Here is a 17,862-nt window from a genome sequence, read left to right as displayed (position 1 = left end):
CAAAATATACTTGAAGTTAATCATGATTTGCGAGTTATCAACATTGCTACTCTAAAACCTGTAGTGGTTTTTATGATTGCGATTCTGTGCATCAAGAAAAAAATAGTACATTTATTTTTTAACATTTCATCTCACTCAAATAGTCTCTTTTGACATGATTTCAAACAAAAAAACGCTTTTATTCTTACTTGCATCATTCATTTCTTTACAAACTTTTTCACAAAGTAAAAGAAAAGATTACCTCGTTACTTTTAGCACGCCTTTTGGTGAAATGCACGCAATTTTGCACAATGAAGCACCACAGCACAAAAAGAATTTCTTGAAATTGGTGAATAAAAAATTCTATGATGGTTTACTTTTTCATCGTGTTATTAAGTCTTTTATGATTCAGGGCGGAGACCCAAATTCTAAAAAAGCAAAAGAAGGAGAATTATTAGGAAATGGCGATGTAGGCTACAAAGTACCAGCAGAAATTACACCTGAATTATTCCATAAAAAGGGAGCTTTAGCCGCTGCTCGTGACAATAATCCAGAAAAAGCTTCTTCGGGTTGTCAGTATTATATCGTACAAGGTCAGGTTTGGAATGATTCAAGTTTGACAAAACAAATGGCGAGAAGTCCTTTGAGAACTTATACGGAGGAACAAAAAAACGTTTATAAAACCATTGGCGGAACACCACATTTGGATGGAAATTATACCGTTTTCGGACAAGTAATTGATAATTTATGGGTGGTAGATTCGGTAGCAAATCAGGCAAGAGATAAAAATAATCGTCCTTTAAAAGATATTCCGATGAAAATTACTTATAAAAAAATGCGTAAAAAGAAGATTACGAAACTGTACGCTTATAGTTTTGAAGAGTAAATCTTGAAAAGAGAATAATATGTCAGAAAAGAAAATACTCATCACAGGCTCAAATGGTCTGCTAGGGCAAAAGCTAGTTTCGTTATTGGCAAACCAAAACGATATTCATTTAATTACTACGGCTCGTGGCAAAAACCGACTACCATTTACAGAAGGCTACGAATATCAGGAAATGGATATTACAAATGCTGAACAAGTAGCAGAAGTAATTGAACAAGTAAAACCAAATGCCATTATCCACACCGCCGCTATGACGAATGTTGACCAATGTGAATTTGAAAAAGATTTATGTTGGGCAATGAATGTAAAGGCTGTGGAGTATTTGGTAGAAGTTTGTGAAAAGCACGATATTTACCTTTGCCATCTTTCAACAGATTTTATATTTGACGGAGCTGCTGGCCCATATTCTGAAGAAGCACAACCTAGTCCAGTAAGTTATTATGGTTGGACAAAGTATGCGGCTGAGGAAGTGGTGAAGCGTTCCAAATGTCGTTGGAGTATTGCCAGAACAGTTTTGGTTTATGGTATCGTTTCGGATATGAGCCGAAGTAATATTATTTTATGGGTAAAAAAATCTTTGGAAGAAGGCAAAAATATCAAAGTAGTTACCGACCAATTTCGCACACCAACTTTGGCAGAAGATTTAGCCAAAGGTTGTTGGTTGATGACTAACAAAGAAGCGGAAGGTATTTTTCATATTTCAGGAAAAGACTTTTTAACACCTTATGAAATGGCGATTAAAACAGCAGATTTTTTCCATTTAGATAAGTCATTGATTAGCGAAGCCGATTCAAGTAATTTTACTCAGCCAGCCAAACGCCCACCAAGAACGGGGTTTATTTTGGATAAAGCTATTGCTGAATTGGGATACAATCCAGTGAGTTTTGAAGAAGGTATTGCAGTTGTGGCAGAGCAGACGAAATAGAATTGTTGAATCCAAACTTATCACTAGGGCTGGACTTAAGTCCAGCCCTAGTGATAAGTTTGGATTCAACTCAACAAAAAAATCCCTACAAGAAACAATTCCTGTAGGGATTTTTATTGGATTGAATATTACTAAAGATTCAATTTCTTTAATTCTTTAACAGCAAAATCTGCTGCTCTTGCTGTTAAAGCCATATAAGTAAGCGATGGATTTACACATGAAGCAGAAGTCATAGCAGCACCGTCAGTCATAAATACGTTTTTCACAGTGTGTACTTGGTTGTGCGAATTTAGTATCGAAGTTTTAGCGTCACGTCCCATACGAGCTGTTCCCATTTCGTGAATAGCCATTCCTAAGTAAGAACCATTGTCATACGTTTTTACATTTTTCACACCTGATGCTTCTAGCATTTCTTTAGCATCGTTCATCATATCCACACGCATTTTCTTTTCGTTTTCACGTAAATCTGCATCGAATACTACTACTGGCAATCCCCACTTATCTTTAGTGGTTTTGTCAAGGTACATTTTGTTTTCGTAATACGGTAAAGTTTCACCGAAACCGCCTAAGCCCATCGACCAGTTACCCGGTTGTGTTACTTCGTTTTTGTAGTCAGCACCAAATGTAAGTTCTGCTACATTGCGTTGCCAGCCTTGGCGACTTGCTCCACCTTGGTAACCAAAACCACGTAAGTAATCACGTTTATCAGAACCGATGTTACGGTAACGAGGTACATAAATTCCATTCGCTCTACGACCGTAGTAATATTTATCTAAATCACCTTCCCAAGTACCAGAAGCACCCGTACGGAAGTGATGATCCATCAAGTTATGTCCTAATTGACCAGAATCATTACCCATACCTTCAGGAAAACGATTTGACGTAGAATTCATCATCAATGAAGTAGAGCCAATAGCTCCACCACAAACGAAAATGATTTTAGCGAAGAATTCTCGGTCTTGCATCGTTACTGCATCACGAACACGCACACCTGTTGCTTTTTTCTTGTTTTCATCGTACATGATTTCTGTTACGATTGAATCAGGACGTAAAGTTAAACGACCTGTTTTAGCTGCTGGAGGCAAAGTACAAGATTGTGTACTAAAGTAAGCTCCGAATGGACAACCCAAAGAACATTTGTTACGGTATTGACAAGAAGAACGACCAATTCCTAATTGTTCTTTTGCTGCTTCCGAAAGGTTGGCAACACGTCCCATCGTTAGGTTACGACCTGGGAAGTTTTTTTCAAGACGTTGTTTTACTTCTTTTTCCACACAGAACATTTCCATTGGAGGAAGGAATTCGCCGTCTGGCAATTGAGGTAAACCTAATTTTTCTCCTGAAATTCCAGCGAATTTTTCAACATAAGAATACCAAGGAGCAATATCTTTATAACGAATTGGCCAATCGACTGCGATACCATCTTTTAAATTTGCTTCAAAGTCAATATCACTTAAACGATAAGATTGACGACCCCACATGATTGATTTCCCACCAACAATATTGGGACGATACCAGTCGAAACGTTTTTCTTCTTTATACAATGAGTCTGAATCGTTCATCCAGTATTTTTCCGTCATTTCGTTGTATGGATAATCACGGGCTAATTTTGGATGAGATTCTTTTTGTTCTATCGTTAAGCGACCATTGTATTTCATTTCCCAAGGGTCTTTCATGGCATTTTCGTAGCCAGTAACGTGTTCTAATTGCTTACCTCTTTCGAGCATAAGTACTTTCAAACCTTTTTCAGTTAGCTCTTTAGCAGCCCAACCACCAGAAACGCCCGAACCAATTACAATGGCATCGTAAGTCATTCCTTTCACTGCATCTATATTCAAATTAGACATCTCTTGATATTTTTAAGCTGTGAGCGATGAGCTACTAGCTTTTGGTTTTATAAGATAAATTAGATAATGATTTTGAGGAATAACTGATGAATTTGGAGAACAAACACTAAAACTCATCATTCATAACTCTTAACTCATAATTTTACAACGCCCACGCTTTTTGTCCCGGTTTCAAAGGAACACAACCTTGGAATTTCCCCGGAATAGGCAAGTACTCTAACGCTTTAGTTGCACCAATTTCAGAAGTAAAATAGCCAGTTACTGTTAATTCTTTCATTCTCATAAAGAAAGGTTTGTCATTTACAGTGTTCAATTTTACCATTTCGTTTTTCTGAACTATATCTAATTCAATAAAACCTTTACCAAATTTAGTTTTGCTATCAGCATCTAATTTTGCCAAACCTGTATAAAACTTATCTTGATCTTCTTTTTTGTAACAATCACGCATTACACGTACAATAAATTTCTCAGCACCAGCAGCTTTTGCACCCGGAGTGTCAGTTGTTGGAATGATAATATCAGCTACTTCTGCTAGTAATGTTTCTTGCTCAATACTTACGGATACGCTGTCTCCTGTATTGATGATTTGTCCCATTACTCCTGCCATTAAAGGGGCTGAAAGCACACCTCCCATCAGAAGGGCAACTCGTTGGACGGCTTCTCTACGGTTCATATTTTAGTTAAATGATTGATTATTAGATTTTTATTGAAAGCTGTACGCAGTAGTTTTTATTAGATAGTAAAGTAAAGAAAAAAACAGTATCAATTGACGTTGAACTAAACTTTTTAATGAAATAATTTAATGCTACCCTGTGTTGTTATGGAGTTTATGAGTTTAAGGTTTATGGAGTTTATGAGTTTACGGTTTATGAGGTCATAAGTATGAGTTTACGGTTTATGAGGTCATAAGTATGAGTTTACGGTTTATGAGGTTTTAAGTATGAGTTTACGGTTTATGAGGTTTTAAGTATATTTTAATGGTTACAAAGTTTAGTTTTGAAACTATAAATATTAATCTCATGAACTCATAAACCTTAAACTCATAAACTTTTATGGCTACTCATTTTCAATGCTAAAATTCCACCTGCCATAATTTGTTGATGCGTCAAGAAATTTTGAGTGAATGGTTTTCCGTTGAGTGTTGCTGATTGAATGTAAGGTGTTTTGGCAGAGTTGCCTTTGGCGATGATTTTAAAGGTTTTTCCATTTGGTAAATTCAAAGTCGTTTCTTCAAATGTTGGGCTACCAATGATATAATTTGGCGTACCCGGACAAACAGGATAATAGCCCATCATGCTGAAAACCAACCAAGCCGACATTTGCCCGCCGTCTTCATTTCCACTCATTCCGCCAGCAGTAATATCGTATTCTTCTCTGATAATCTGGCGTACTTTTTCCTGTGTTTTCCAAGCCTGATTGGCAAAAGGGTACAAATATACAATCTGATTATTCGGCTCGTTTCCGTGCCAATAATAACCTTGTTCGAACAATGTGTCTAATTTTTCAATGAAGCGTTTTTTTCCGCCAATGTGTTTAATCAAACCCTCCACATCTTGTGGAACATAGAAAGTATATTGGGCTGGTGAGCCTTCGGTAATGAAACTACTACGCTGTGCAAATGGGTCGAAAGGTTTAATCCAAGTACCATTGGCATAACGTCCACGAGCGTAGCCAGTTTGTGGGTCGATGACGTTTTGATAATTTTTAGAACGTTTCATCAGCGTTTCATAATCCGCTTTTTCGCCTAATTTTTGGGCTACTTGTGCCAATACAAAATCATCATAAGCGTACTCTAAAGTACGTGAAACTTGTTCTCTTTTATGAAATGCCTGCCAAACAGAATCTTCTAAAGGAATATAATTGTACTGTAAATAAGACGATAAGCCTCTTCTGCCTTTTCCTTCTTCATAACTTTTTTGGTCTATATTTACTTCAAAAGCATTTTTTCGCATGAATTGGTAAGCCGTTTTTATATCAAAACCTTTGATGCCTTTGATGTAGGCGTCGCCAATGGCAGCGGTAGCGTGGTCGCCAATCATGGCAGCGGTATAATTATTCCAGCATGGAAAAATGGGCAACCAAGTGCCTTGTTCAGCTTTTTTAACCAAAGATTGCATCATATCTGCCGTTATTTTTGGTTCTAATAAAGTATGCAAAGGATGTACCGCACGATAAGTATCCCACAGATTATAATCTTCATAATAATCAAATCCTTTGGCTTGATAAATGTTATCATCATCGGCAAAACCAGTGTAAGTACCATCAATATCCGAGAATACTCTTGGAGTAAGTTTGGCATGATAGAGGGCTGAGTAAAACAAGGTTTTATCATACTCCGAACCTTTTACTTGAATTTTGCCCAAAGCTTTGTTCCAAGCGTTATTGGATGCTTGGCGAGTTTTGGGAAAATCCCAATGATTGATTTCACTTTCTAAATTTTTTCTGGCTCCTTCCAAACTTGTGAAAGAAGTACCGATGCGTACTTTTACTAATTTATTGCCAAATTGTGCGTAAGCACCAACAGCTTGTTTTTGTCCGTTTCCTTGTGCTTTTGTTATGTTTGAAGTGATTTCATTGTTTTTCCAAACGCCAAAATCAGTAAAAGGTTGGTCGAATTGGATAACGAAATAACCGCTAAAACCTGCTGGTTTTCCAACACCTTGATAAATTCGGTGAACGGGATTATAACCTACGATTTCATTTTTTTCGGGATGAATTTCTACAAAACCTTCGCCTTCATCTGAATTTGGTTCAACAACAATATAATTTTCTTGATTTTGACTGAAATTAAACTGTAAAAATCCAGCACGAGAAAGAGCCGTCATTTCCGCTTTAATGTTGCCATTTTTCAGCGTTACTTGGTAGTAAGATGGTTTTACAATTTCTGTTTTTCGATCAAAATCACTTCCTCTGTCGGTCGTATTTATATTTAATTTTCCAGACATTGGCATGATGGTAACACTTCCGTAGTCTTGCACGCAACTGCCATTCATCCAGTGTGTTCCTCTGAAACCTTGAATTTTAGTATCGTTATAATAAAATGGCGGAATACATTTTAATTCGGTTGCTCTGGTTTGAGGAGTCCACGAAGTCATACCTTGTGGCACGCCAATGGCTGGTACAATTTGCCCTTTCATTTCTGAACCTGCTTCACTGTGTTTCTTGGCACTTTCTGTGGTACTTGGTGCTGAACCAATCAGCGGATTGACATAATCTGCGGGCTGTTTTTGTGCTATACTTCCGAAAGGCAATAACAGTGTAAAAAGAATTTTTTTATAATTCATGTTTATTTAGAATATGTTACTAATACGTTTTATGGTGATTTTTCAGCTTGAACAATAACGATTATTTGAAAAAATAGCTTTGCATCAAGAAAATTCCTTGATGCAAAGCTATTGATAATTAGTCAGTCAAATAAATTTTAATAACCAGGGTTTTGCGTTAATGATCTGTTCAATTGCAAAGCATTGGTTGGAATTGGGAAAAGGCGTTTTTTAACATCTTTATCCGTTTTTGCAGCCCAAGTATCTTCGTATTTGCCAAAACGAATCATATCATTGCGGTGCCAAGTTTCCCAAGCAAATTCTCTTGCTCTTTCTTCATAAAGTTGTTGTAAAGTAACTGAAGTCCAAGCGGCTGAAGTTGTACGTTTACTTCTTACTTCGTTTACTAATGAGATGGCTGTTTGTCCGTTTGTCGCAGAACCACCTCTAGCAATTGCTTCAGCTTTCATTAACAATACATCGGCATATCTGAAAATGGGTACATCGTTATTTTGGTTTCTAGTTGCCGAAGTACTATCAGCATAGAATTTGTTGTTACGATAACCCATATTCCAAGCTTTTTCATCATTACCTAAATCGAATGTTGCAGGTTTTTTAATTATAACATCTGGCGTTATGTCAACTTGATAAGATAGACCTACTCCAGCATCTGCACCTTGATAGTCTTCGTCAAAGCCTTTTTTAGTTGTGCTTACCATTACTGGATTGCCTTTGTAATCAAATTGTTTTCCAGTAATCCATTGCTGATTTCTTACATCTTTTGCATCGTTGAAGTACTTATAAAATTCTGGAAGTGTACTTGCTGCTGAACTTGGTGTAAAAGGCAAGCTGTATTTCGCACGCAAAGATCTTGGTAGTGAGTATCTAGCATAAAACATATAACCGTTAGGAGCGGAGGCATCATAAGGAATAGCGAAAATAAATTCCTTGATTTGCGGCCCATTATTGATAAAAAACATTTTACGATAATCACTTTCAATAGCGTATTTTCCAGAACTGATAATATTATCACAAGCAATAATGGCATCGTTCCAACGTGGAGTACCTGTATAAACCTCAGCATTCAAATACATTTTTGCTAAAATAGCATAAGCTGTGAATTTATTCGGACGACCATAAGTTTCTTGACCAACCACAGCACTAAGGTTTGGAATACTTTCTTGTAGTTCTTTCTCAATAAACTTAAATACCTCTGCTCTTGGGCTTGTTTTTGCTGTTGTAGTATCACCAAATTTAGTTGAAATAGGTACATTTCCCCATAAATCCATCATCATAAAATAACACATCGCACGCATGGTTCTTAGTTCTGCCAAACTCGTTGATTTAGCAGGAGATTCTGGTGCTTTTGAAATCAAGAAAATGTTTTGATTACTTGTACTAACTGTTGTTGTTAACCAGTTCCAAGAACCTTGTACGTGTGCATTATCAGGATTCCAAGTGTGTTTATGGTGTTGTTCATAACGTCCGCCATCAAACCAGTTTCCACCACGAGCGGGCAAAATAGCTTCATCGGTACTTAATGACTGTAAAAACCAATACTCAACCGCAAAACTTTGTCTGAATGAATTATAAGTTGGACCAGCCGCCTGAATAAATTGTGTTTCCGTTTGCGGAAAAATCTCTGGCGTTAATGCGGTCGTTACGGGGATGTCTAAGTCATGGCAGGACATCAACCCAGCTGCACTGGCAATGGTTATTAAGAATTGAAATATTTTTTTCATCTGTTGCTAGAATTAATAGTTTTGAACAGTACTTCTTTATTAGCCATTTTTCAGAATTTTTAAACTTCTGTTAATTTGGTAAAAAGCTCTTACTCATCGCTAGGGCTTGAAGTACAGTTTGAATAATTTTATTGTTCTTAAAAAGAAGCTGATAACCCAAACAAGAAAGTACGAGTTTTAGGATAAAAATTATTCGAGTCAACACCTGGGGCTACTCCGCCTTGATTGATTTCAGGGTCGATACCTTTGTAACCTGTAATCACAAATAAGTTATTGACAGAGGCATACAAACGAATACGCTTGATTTCTTTTGTAATATTTTTGAAGGAATAACCCAATGTAGCATTATCCAAACGTAAATAACTTCCGTTTTCTAAGAAACGAGATGAGTAACGATAAGAGTTGAAATCGTTTGCTGATTCTTCGGCCACTTCAACAGGAATGTTAGTAAATCTGGCAGTACTTGGTCTGAACAAATCAGCACGAGTAACGTTCATGATTTTATTACCTAAAACAGCTCTCATGAAAATATTCAAATCAAAGTTTTTATAAGTGAAGTTGTTCGACCAACCCAATAATAATTTTGGTTGAGCATTTCCCAAAGCTTTGTAGTCTTTTACGCTAACGGGTTTGGTCGTAAGTTCACCTTTTGCATTGTAATATTGCGAAACGCCATTAGCATCTTTTCCAGCATATTCATAAGTAAAAAATTGCCCAATTGGTTGACCCGCCACAATTAATTGAATGGTTTCACCAGTTTGTCCACCGCCATCAGGTTGTACAATTTTTACAGAATCTGTTTTCAGCGTTGAATTTGAAAGACTGACAATCTTGTTTTGATTATGTGCTAAATTGAGGGTTGTATTCCAAGAAAAGTTGTTGGTTTTTACGGCATTAACATTCAAGGTAAATTCAACACCTTTATTGCTCATTTTTCCAACATTGGCCGTTAATGAACCATTTGGATATAACACAGTACTTACTGGATAGGTCCAAATCAAATCAGAAGTTGTTTTATCATATACTTCTAAAGTACCGCTTACTTTTCCTTTAGCAATGGCAAAATCAAGACCGATGTTAGCGGTAGCAGTTTTTTCCCATCCTAAATCTGGATTTTCATTCTGTAAAGCTCCGATAGCAGATTGTTGGCTTCCATTGTAATAAAAAGTACCAACATTACCGTAAATCAATTTGGTTGTATATGGACTGAAACCTAATGAGTTTCCAGTTGTTCCGTAGCTCATACGGAGTTTAAGTTCACTAAATGCGTTTTGTTTTTCCATGAATGCCTCTTGGTCGATTCTCCATGCAAAACCAACTGCTGGGAAATAACCCCATTGTCTGTTCAAACCAAAGACCGATGAACCATCTCTACGTACAGAAGCCTGTAAAAGGTATTTGTTTTTGTAGTTATAGTTAAAACGACCAAAATCTGAAATCAAACGTACTTGTTGGTAATTATCACCGCCATAGTTTACTCTGAAAGAATTGACTGCATAAGGGTTTCCTAAACCTAAATTGTTATAACCAACGGCATCAACAGGGAAGTTGGTGCTGGTTGCTTGAAAACCGTCGCCATTGATACTTTCTTGCCAAGAATAACCTACAACGGCGTTTAATGAATGGTCGCCGATTTGCTTATCCCAAGTAAGATACGTTTCTAATAAACTCTGAGTATTCTGATACGCATTTCTGGTAGCCAAACCATTTGCACCCACTAAATTGATGAAAGATGGGTTTCCTGGAGGTTCTGGTGTGCTACGGATGTTATTATAATATTGGGTATAATAACTGTTGTAGTATGCTCCATAATTTGTTTGAAAGTTTTGGTACGAGAATTTTATATCATAAGTAAAACCTAAAGGAAGTTTTAACTGTCCGAAGAAAGTTCCTATTAAACTCTTGTACTTCAAACGTTCTTCTGCGTTTTCGATTAATGAAACAGGATTATAATAACTTGATTTACTAAAGTTATCATAAAAAGAACCGTCTTCATTATGGATAGGAGCCGTCGGTAAATAAGTCAACATTTGGGCTAAAACAGTGTTTCTATAAGGAACCCATTTTGCATCACTTACCGAATTGGTTACTGATAAACCCAATTTCAACTTATCATTAAACGCTTTTTGTTCGATTGATAATCTTGCGACAACACGATTTAAAGCACTTGATTTAATGACACCTTCTTGGTCGAAATAGTTAATACTTGCATTATAAATTGTATTCTCGTTTCCACCACCAAAAGAAATATTATGGTTTTGGCTAATGGCTGAACTACGTTGTACGGCATCTTGCCAATTGGTATTAGCACCTAAATCATCTTCTGGGGATAGAGCTTGTCCATTTTTTGTTAAAAATGTTTTCAACTGGTTGGCGTCCATCATTTCATACTGCTTAGATACTTTGTCGATTGCCATATATGAACTATACGAAACCTGCATTTGTCCTTTATTAGCACGTTTGGTCGTAACCATGATTACTCCATTAGCAGCACGGTTACCATAGATTGCAGTTGCAGCAGCATCTTTCAAAATATCCATTGTGGCAATATCATCTGGAGCAATCAAAGAAATATCTGCACCCGGCACACCGTCAATAACGAATAAGGGTGATTGTGCACCATCACGTAATGAAGAAGCTCCACGTAAAATGATAGCCGCCGCACGGTTAGGGTCACCACTTCTTGTGATGTTCAATCCTGGTACTTTTCCTTGTAATAACTGACCAACATCACTGATGGCACCTCTGTTCATATCTTCTGGTTTGATGGTTGTAATAGCACTTGTTAAGTTTTTACGAGACTGCGTACCATAACCAACTACTACAACTTCTTCCAAACTTTGGTTTTCAACCAACATCGAAACGTTGATTACCGAGCGACCAGCCACCGCAATTTCTTGTTTCTGATAACCCACAAATGAGAAAACCAAGGTGTTGTTACCGTCTGGCACTGCAATTTTATATTGACCTTTGTTGTCTGTTGCAGTACCTCTGTTGGTATTTTTTACCAGAACCGAAACGCCAGGTAATACTTGTCCCTTTTCATCGGTGATTGTTCCCGTGATACTTTGTTCGGCGATTATTTCGTTTGGGATGATTGTTTGAATATTTTCTTTTTCAGTAACCGTCTTTTTACGAAGAAGAATACGATTGTCCATTACTTCATACGAAATATTTAATGGACTAAGAAGTTTCTCTAAAACCTTTGATAATTTATCATCAGTAAAATCAAAAGACACAATTTGCTCTGCCTGAATGGCATTTGGACTATACACAAACTTTACATCTGCTTTCTTCTCTATCAGGAATAATACTTTTTTAACAGTACTCGTCCCAGTTCTTAGCGTAATACTTTTATTGAGTACCTCTTGCGAAAAAGCATTGTTGGCGAGGGAAATTCCGCAACAAATAATCGAGAGGAATAATTGAGTAATGGTAATTCGCATCGCTTTGGAGAGAATCTTTTTAAATGATAATTTTTTTTTCATACTTTTAACTGTTTTTAAACTGTGAAATGTGGAAAAACAAACCCTGAACATCGTCCTGATGTCACCGAATTGGCGTTTGGTGGGGTTTCTTAGGCCGGTAATGCTCGTAACATTATCGGCTTTTTCATTTGAAAGCGACTATGTTTTCATGGAGTTAAAGGGAATTAAGCGTTTTGAGTTATGAGTTATGAATTTGGAATTTTAAGTTGTGAATTGTGAATGATGAGTTGTGAATCGGGAGTAAAAATTATTAATTCACAATTCATAACTCATCATTCACAATTCTTCACTGACATCCTGTACCGTTGATAAAAATCACCGTTCCACGCTGTTCGTAAGTAGCGTTGACCGATTTACAAATTAAATCAAGCTGGTTATGTAAAGAAATTTCGTTTAAATCTGCGGTGAATACACATTTATTGAGTTCATGATTTTCAACTACAAACTCTATTTGATAAGCTTCTTTCAAACGTTCTAATACTTCTGTAAGTGGAGTTTCTTCAAAAATGAAATCTAATGTTGTAGCAGGAATATTCACGATAACTGGATTTTCAACCAAACTTGGAATCAGTTTTTTCGTTTCTTTATCAAAAACAATTTTCTGGTTTGGGGTTAGAATTACGCCATTTTTATGAGTAACATTATCTTCTGAATTTTCATAAACCGATACTCTTCCTGTAGCTACTAAGACTTCAATCGCTTTTGAATCATCGTAAGATTTGATGGTGAAACTTGTGCCTAATACTTCTGTCACTAAATCACGGGTATGTACAATAAATGGTTTTGAAGGGTTTCTTTTTACTTTGAAAAATGCTTCACCTTTTAAATAGACACTGCGGGTTTTATCGTTGAAATGTTCTGGATAACTAATGCTGCTTTCTGCTTTCAGTACGATTTCACTGCCGTCTTCTAATTTAATTTTTTGTGGTTTATTAGAGGTATTTTTTACTTCAATTACGCCTAAATTGCTGGCGATACTTTCTGTGAATGAATGGCTGTATGCCGTAGTTTTTTGATAATAAAATATGCCAAAAATACCTATAATCAAGGAAGCCGCCACGGCAACAGCCGTCCATTTGAAGCGAAGTACGGTTTTATTTTTAGGAAATAAACTTTGTTGAATTCTTGCCCAAAGCTGTTGTTCAATATTGCTTTTTTCGTTTGAATTCAACCTAAGTTCGCTATGTTTTAGCATATTATCCGACCACTCCCTTATTATCGCTTCTTCCTCTTTTGTGCAAGTGCCCTCAAGGTATTTTTCTAGTAATTTATCGAAATCGTATTGGTTCATCTTTCGTATTTGCTGGAATTTGATGTGAAATTGTAAACAATAGGCATTGAAGAATTAATTATCAGCATGATATACTTTTAAGTTTTCTCTAAGTACTTTCAGCGATTTGGTAATGTGATACTCTACCGCTTTTTCACTTAGAGCTAAACGTTGGGCGATGTCTTTGACAGATTGATTTTCAAATCGACTCATCTTAAATACTTCGCAGGTTTTTTCTGGTAATTTTTTCAATACTTCATCTACTGCTTTTGATAAATCTGCAAAATGTACAATTTCTTCTGTAGAGAACGACTGCCTGATTTCATGGAAAATGATGTACTCCTGAAATTTTCTATTCGTGATTTGGGATTTGATATAATTGGTTGTTAAGTGTTTTATCGAAACCACCAAGTAGGCACTCAAAAAACGAATATTCAACTGTTCTCGTTTTAACCAAAGACTTTCAAACAAATCATGAACAAGCTCTTCAGCTTCTTCTTTAGTGCCTGTTTCGTGATAGGCAACGCCAAAAAGTTTGTACCAATAGCGATGATAGATTTCCTCAAAGGCTTTTTTATCGTCCCTCTTCAGAAAGTCTATCAATTGTTCATCGCTTAGTTGTGAATGCTTCATGTGATTGTTCCGGAATCAATATTTGATGTATAGTCAAACAAGTCGCCAAAATCCCTAAATGATTTTAAAAAATATTTTTAAAATGCAATTTATGCTTCTATTCTGTATGCTTACATTCAGAAAAGGGTAGATGTTGATTTTCTACGCAATATTTTTAAAGAATTATCTATTATCTCCTCCATTTAAAGCTTTGAAGCATGCAAAAACTACTTGTACTTCTGTTATTCTGTATTGTTTTTGTGGAATCTGCTCAAGCACAAATCGACAAAAAGCCATTCAAGAAACCAAAAGCCTGCTGTAATTGCTGTTGATTTTAGTGGTTTTTCGTGTCGAACTAAAGAACAAATTGCTAAAACGGCGGAGTTTTTACACAAAAATGAATCTGGCTTACGTCTCTTATTTTTTTAGCATTCAATCATCCAATTCAATTATAAATTTCACAAATCATGAAAAAACAATTTTATACTATCGCTCTTACTTTGCTGTTCTTGGTGAGTATCGGCGATACTTTTGCCCAAAAAGCAAAACCATTATTTAACTTTCCATTTGGTGTGCAAGCTTATACTTTTCGTAATCATTTCCCTGTTTCTGTTGAAAATACTTTGGATAAAATCAAAGCAATGGGCATTACAGAGATAGAAAGTAGCGGAGCAAAAGGGATGAGTAATGCTGATTATAAAAAACTTTGTAACGACAGAGGTATTAGTATTCCTTCGGCGGGCTGTAGTTATGAACAATTGGAGAGCAACACGCAAGAGGTTGTGGATAATGCCAAGGCTTTGGGTGCAAAATATGTGATGTGTGCATGGATTCCCCACAAAGGCAATGAATTTACCATTGAGGATATTAAAAAAGCGGTAGCAGTTTTCAACAAGGCAGGAAAAGTATTGAAAGAAAACGGACTTACTTTCTGTTATCACGACCACGGTTATGAATTCAGACCTTATGAAGACGGAACACTTTTCGATTATTTGGTAAAGAATACCAATCCTGCTTATGTGTCTTTTGAAATGGATGTTTTATGGACACTTCATGGCAGAGCGAATCCAGAAGCTTTGTTACAAAAATATGGTTCTCGCTGGAAATTGATGCACGTGAAAGATTTGAAAAAAGGCATAGTAGGTGATTTTTCTGGACATACTCCAGCAGAGAATGATGTGGTTTTGGGAACAGGACAAGCCAATTGGCCAGCGATTTTGAAGATAGCCAAAAAGATTGGTATCAAACATTACTTTATTGAAGACGAAAGCGAACACGAATTAGAAAATGTGCCTTTGAGTATTACTTATTTAAAGGGGCTGTAAGATAGTATTCAGCGATGAGCTGTCAGTTTTGAGCATTTTTAGCGATTGATATGATGATGACCATTCCCTTCATAATTCATGTGAAAATCAAAAAATGTTTCTGAGTATTTTTCAGTGGAAAATACTCAGAAACATCTGTATCTAATCTGTTTCTGTTGGAAAATGCTAAGAAATACCTGTATCTAATCTATTTATATTGGAAAATGACTAGAAACACTTGTATCTATTCTATTTCTGTCGGAAAATGCTCAGATACACTTATATCTATTCTGTTTTTGTTAGAAAATGTTTAGAAACATTTGTATCCATTATGTTTCTGTGGGAAAATTTTTATAAATATATGTATCTAATATATTTCTATTGACAAATACTTAGAAACACTTGTATCTCATCTGTTTCTGTTAAGAAATGCTTAGATACAAATGTGGATTAGGTCAATCATTTTGGAACATATTATCATTGTATATACAAAGCCTTGTGGTTGTTCGGGCAAACAAAAAAATCCCCATATCGTTGATATGAGGATTTTTTTTGAGGTATAAACTCGAATCAATTCATTGAAACAGATAAGTTCTACAAACCTTTACCAGTAGCTGCCCAGTAAATACCGCCATAGATATGATCTAAGAAAGTTTGGTCAGAGAACGTCAATGGAATATGTCCTAAAGCAGTATAGAATGCTCTACCGCCATCGTAGTTATGGTACCAAGAAATTGGGTGGAATTTGCCCATTCCTTTTCCTTCGTTTGTTCCCCATTTTGCATAAGGCTCATAAGATTTTTCATCTACCGAAATCAAATAATGTAAATCTGTTGATTTTAGGTCGCCAAATTCATACCATTCGTCTGTCCAAAGGAATTTTTTAGGGAAACGCTCCATTCCTGGAAAGTTGCTATCTTCAACTTTCAAATAAGCCGTTTGCTGTGCAGGGTGAATTTTGAACATCATACCCACCATTTTAGTGTACCAAGTCCAATCGTACTCAGTATCCGATGCTGCATGAATTCCCACATAACCTTTTCCTGAACGAATAAATTTCTCGAATGCTGCTTGTTGTTCATCATTCAAAATATCACCAGTTGTGTTTAAGAAAATTACAGCACTGAAATTTGCCAAATCTTTATCGTTGAAAACAGTAGCATTTTCTTGCCAAGTAACCGAGAAATTATGGCGAGCCGCCAATTGACGAATCGCTGCTACGCCTTCATGAATTGATTCATGGTGAAAGCCAGCAGTTTTAGTGTAAAGCAACACTTTAAATTGCTGTGCGAAAGTGGTGCTAGTAAATGACAAAGCCAACAAAAATATCAGCGTACTTCTAAGGAGGTTATTTTTCATTTTTGAATTGTTAAGAATTAAGTTAGAATATACTACCACAATTGATGAACCAATGGTTTAATACGCTGTTGGTACACTTGATTGATACTAGAAACTTGTTGTGTTGTTAAGTCAGCAATGTTGAAAACATCTAAATTTGATAATACTTGTTCTGGACGAGAAGCCCCCGGAATAACTGTACTTACGGCATCGTGTTGTAAAATCCAACGCAAGGCGATTGGTGCTAAGTTCGGGTGTTCTGGAAATAAAGCCTTCAATTCATCCACAGCCGATAAGCCAGTTTCGTAGTCGATACCCGAAAAAGTTTCACCTTTATCGAAATGCTCGCCATTTCGGTTGAAATTACGATGGTCGCCTTCGGTAAAAGTAGAATTTTTAGAGAATTTTCCAGTCAATAAACCACTCGCCAAAGGTACTCTTACAATTACACCAATGTCTTTTTTCTTGGCTTGTTCAAAAAACAATTCAGCAGGACGCTGACGGAAAACATTGAAGATAATTTGTACCGAAGTAACGTTATCGTACTCGATTCCTTTCAAAGCTTCTTCTACTTTCTCGACACTGATACCTAGATTCAAGATTTTTCCTTCATCTTTCAAACGGTCGAATAATTCAAAAATCTCTGGACGATAATATACTTCCGTTGGCGGACAGTGTAGTTGAATCAAATCAAGGGTTTCTAAACCCATGTTGGTCAAACTATCTTCCACAAATTTGCGAAGTACCGCAGGTTGATAAGATTGATTTACATGAGGATTTAATTGACGTCCACATTTTGTAGCCACAAAAAGGCGTTCAGAACGAGTTTTTACAAACCTTCCAACTGCTTTTTCGCTTTCGCCATTGCCATAGACATCGGCAGTATCAATAAAATTAATACCAGCATCTACGGCAGTATTTAAAATAGCATCTGCTGTTTCATGACTAAAATCTGCACCCCATTTTCCACCTACTTGCCAAGTACCTAAACTGATTTCTGAGATGTCGAAACCTGTTTTTCCTAATTTTCTATATTGCATTGTTGGGTTCGTTATTTTTGTTTATCTTTTATTAGAAAAGCAGTGAGTTATGAGCTTTTTTTCTAAAATAACCTAAAAAGCTCATATCTTGCAAAAGATTTTTATTTGCTTAAAAAAGTACAATTTTGTATTTACTTCAAAATGGGATAAAAAAGTAATCTGTCATAT

The 17,862-nt window shown here is 36.2% G+C and carries 12 protein-coding genes; 3 read left to right on the top strand and 9 right to left on the bottom strand.

Annotated elements, in window-relative coordinates:
• Positions 1-154 precede the first annotated feature (154 nt).
• Together HNP25_RS16760 and HNP25_RS16755 are read left to right on the top strand one after the other, a co-directional pair.
• Positions 155-865 (top strand): peptidylprolyl isomerase, encoded by a 711-nt coding sequence (locus tag HNP25_RS16760; protein ID WP_184135993.1) that lies wholly within the window; start codon positions 155-157, stop codon positions 863-865.
• 19 nt (positions 866-884) lie between these two features.
• Positions 885-1,790, top strand: a complete 906-nt coding sequence (locus tag HNP25_RS16755) for an SDR family oxidoreductase (protein WP_184135991.1) — start codon at positions 885-887, stop codon at positions 1,788-1,790.
• 131 nt (positions 1,791-1,921) lie between these two features.
• Here HNP25_RS16755 and HNP25_RS16750 read toward each other — a convergent pair whose 3' ends face one another.
• The 7 genes from HNP25_RS16750 to HNP25_RS16720 all read right to left on the bottom strand — a co-directional run bounded on the left by HNP25_RS16750 (position 1,922) and on the right by HNP25_RS16720 (position 14,033).
• On the bottom strand, positions 1,922-3,637 hold the full coding sequence (locus tag HNP25_RS16750) for a GMC oxidoreductase (protein ID WP_184135989.1): 1,716 nt from the start codon (positions 3,635-3,637) through the stop codon (positions 1,922-1,924).
• Positions 3,638-3,779: 142 nt separating this feature from the next.
• On the bottom strand, positions 3,780-4,310 hold the full coding sequence (locus tag HNP25_RS16745) for a gluconate 2-dehydrogenase subunit 3 family protein (RefSeq protein WP_184135986.1): 531 nt from the start codon (positions 4,308-4,310) through the stop codon (positions 3,780-3,782).
• A gap of 367 nt (positions 4,311-4,677) precedes the next feature.
• Positions 4,678-6,921, bottom strand: coding sequence for a GH92 family glycosyl hydrolase (locus HNP25_RS16740; protein ID WP_184135984.1), 2,244 nt, complete (start codon positions 6,919-6,921; stop codon positions 4,678-4,680).
• 137 nt (positions 6,922-7,058) lie between these two features.
• Complete coding sequence (locus HNP25_RS16735) at positions 7,059-8,642, bottom strand: RagB/SusD family nutrient uptake outer membrane protein (protein WP_184135982.1); 1,584 nt, start codon at positions 8,640-8,642, stop codon at positions 7,059-7,061.
• Positions 8,643-8,779: 137 nt separating this feature from the next.
• The gene (locus tag HNP25_RS16730; RefSeq protein WP_229202896.1) at positions 8,780-12,130 is read right to left on the bottom strand and encodes a TonB-dependent receptor; all 3,351 of its coding nucleotides are present in this window, start codon (positions 12,128-12,130) and stop codon (positions 8,780-8,782) included.
• A 286-nt stretch (positions 12,131-12,416) separates the two neighbouring features.
• On the bottom strand, positions 12,417-13,421 hold the full coding sequence (locus tag HNP25_RS16725; protein WP_184135978.1) for a FecR family protein: 1,005 nt from the start codon (positions 13,419-13,421) through the stop codon (positions 12,417-12,419).
• A gap of 54 nt (positions 13,422-13,475) precedes the next feature.
• Positions 13,476-14,033, bottom strand: coding sequence for a sigma-70 family RNA polymerase sigma factor (locus HNP25_RS16720; RefSeq protein ID WP_184135976.1), 558 nt, complete (start codon positions 14,031-14,033; stop codon positions 13,476-13,478).
• A gap of 446 nt (positions 14,034-14,479) precedes the next feature.
• Here HNP25_RS16720 and HNP25_RS16715 point away from each other — a divergent pair, with 446 nt between their 5' ends.
• Positions 14,480-15,337 (top strand): sugar phosphate isomerase/epimerase family protein, encoded by an 858-nt coding sequence (locus HNP25_RS16715; RefSeq protein WP_184135974.1) that lies wholly within the window; start codon positions 14,480-14,482, stop codon positions 15,335-15,337.
• 573 nt (positions 15,338-15,910) lie between these two features.
• Here the strand turns inward: HNP25_RS16715 and HNP25_RS16710 are convergent.
• The gene (locus HNP25_RS16710) at positions 15,911-16,675 is read right to left on the bottom strand and encodes a ThuA domain-containing protein (protein ID WP_184135972.1); all 765 of its coding nucleotides are present in this window, start codon (positions 16,673-16,675) and stop codon (positions 15,911-15,913) included.
• Positions 16,676-16,707: 32 nt separating this feature from the next.
• Entirely contained in the window at positions 16,708-17,694 is a 987-nt protein-coding gene (locus HNP25_RS16705; protein ID WP_184135970.1) for an aldo/keto reductase, read from the bottom strand.
• Positions 17,695-17,862: the final 168 nt, after the last annotated feature.

Origin of the sequence: Arcicella rosea (assembly GCF_014204325.1) — a bacterium.
GTDB lineage: Bacteria > Bacteroidota > Bacteroidia > Cytophagales > Spirosomataceae > Arcicella > Arcicella rosea_A.
Note: the sequence above shows the minus strand (reverse complement) of the source record. Positions and strands in the feature narration are given on the sequence as shown.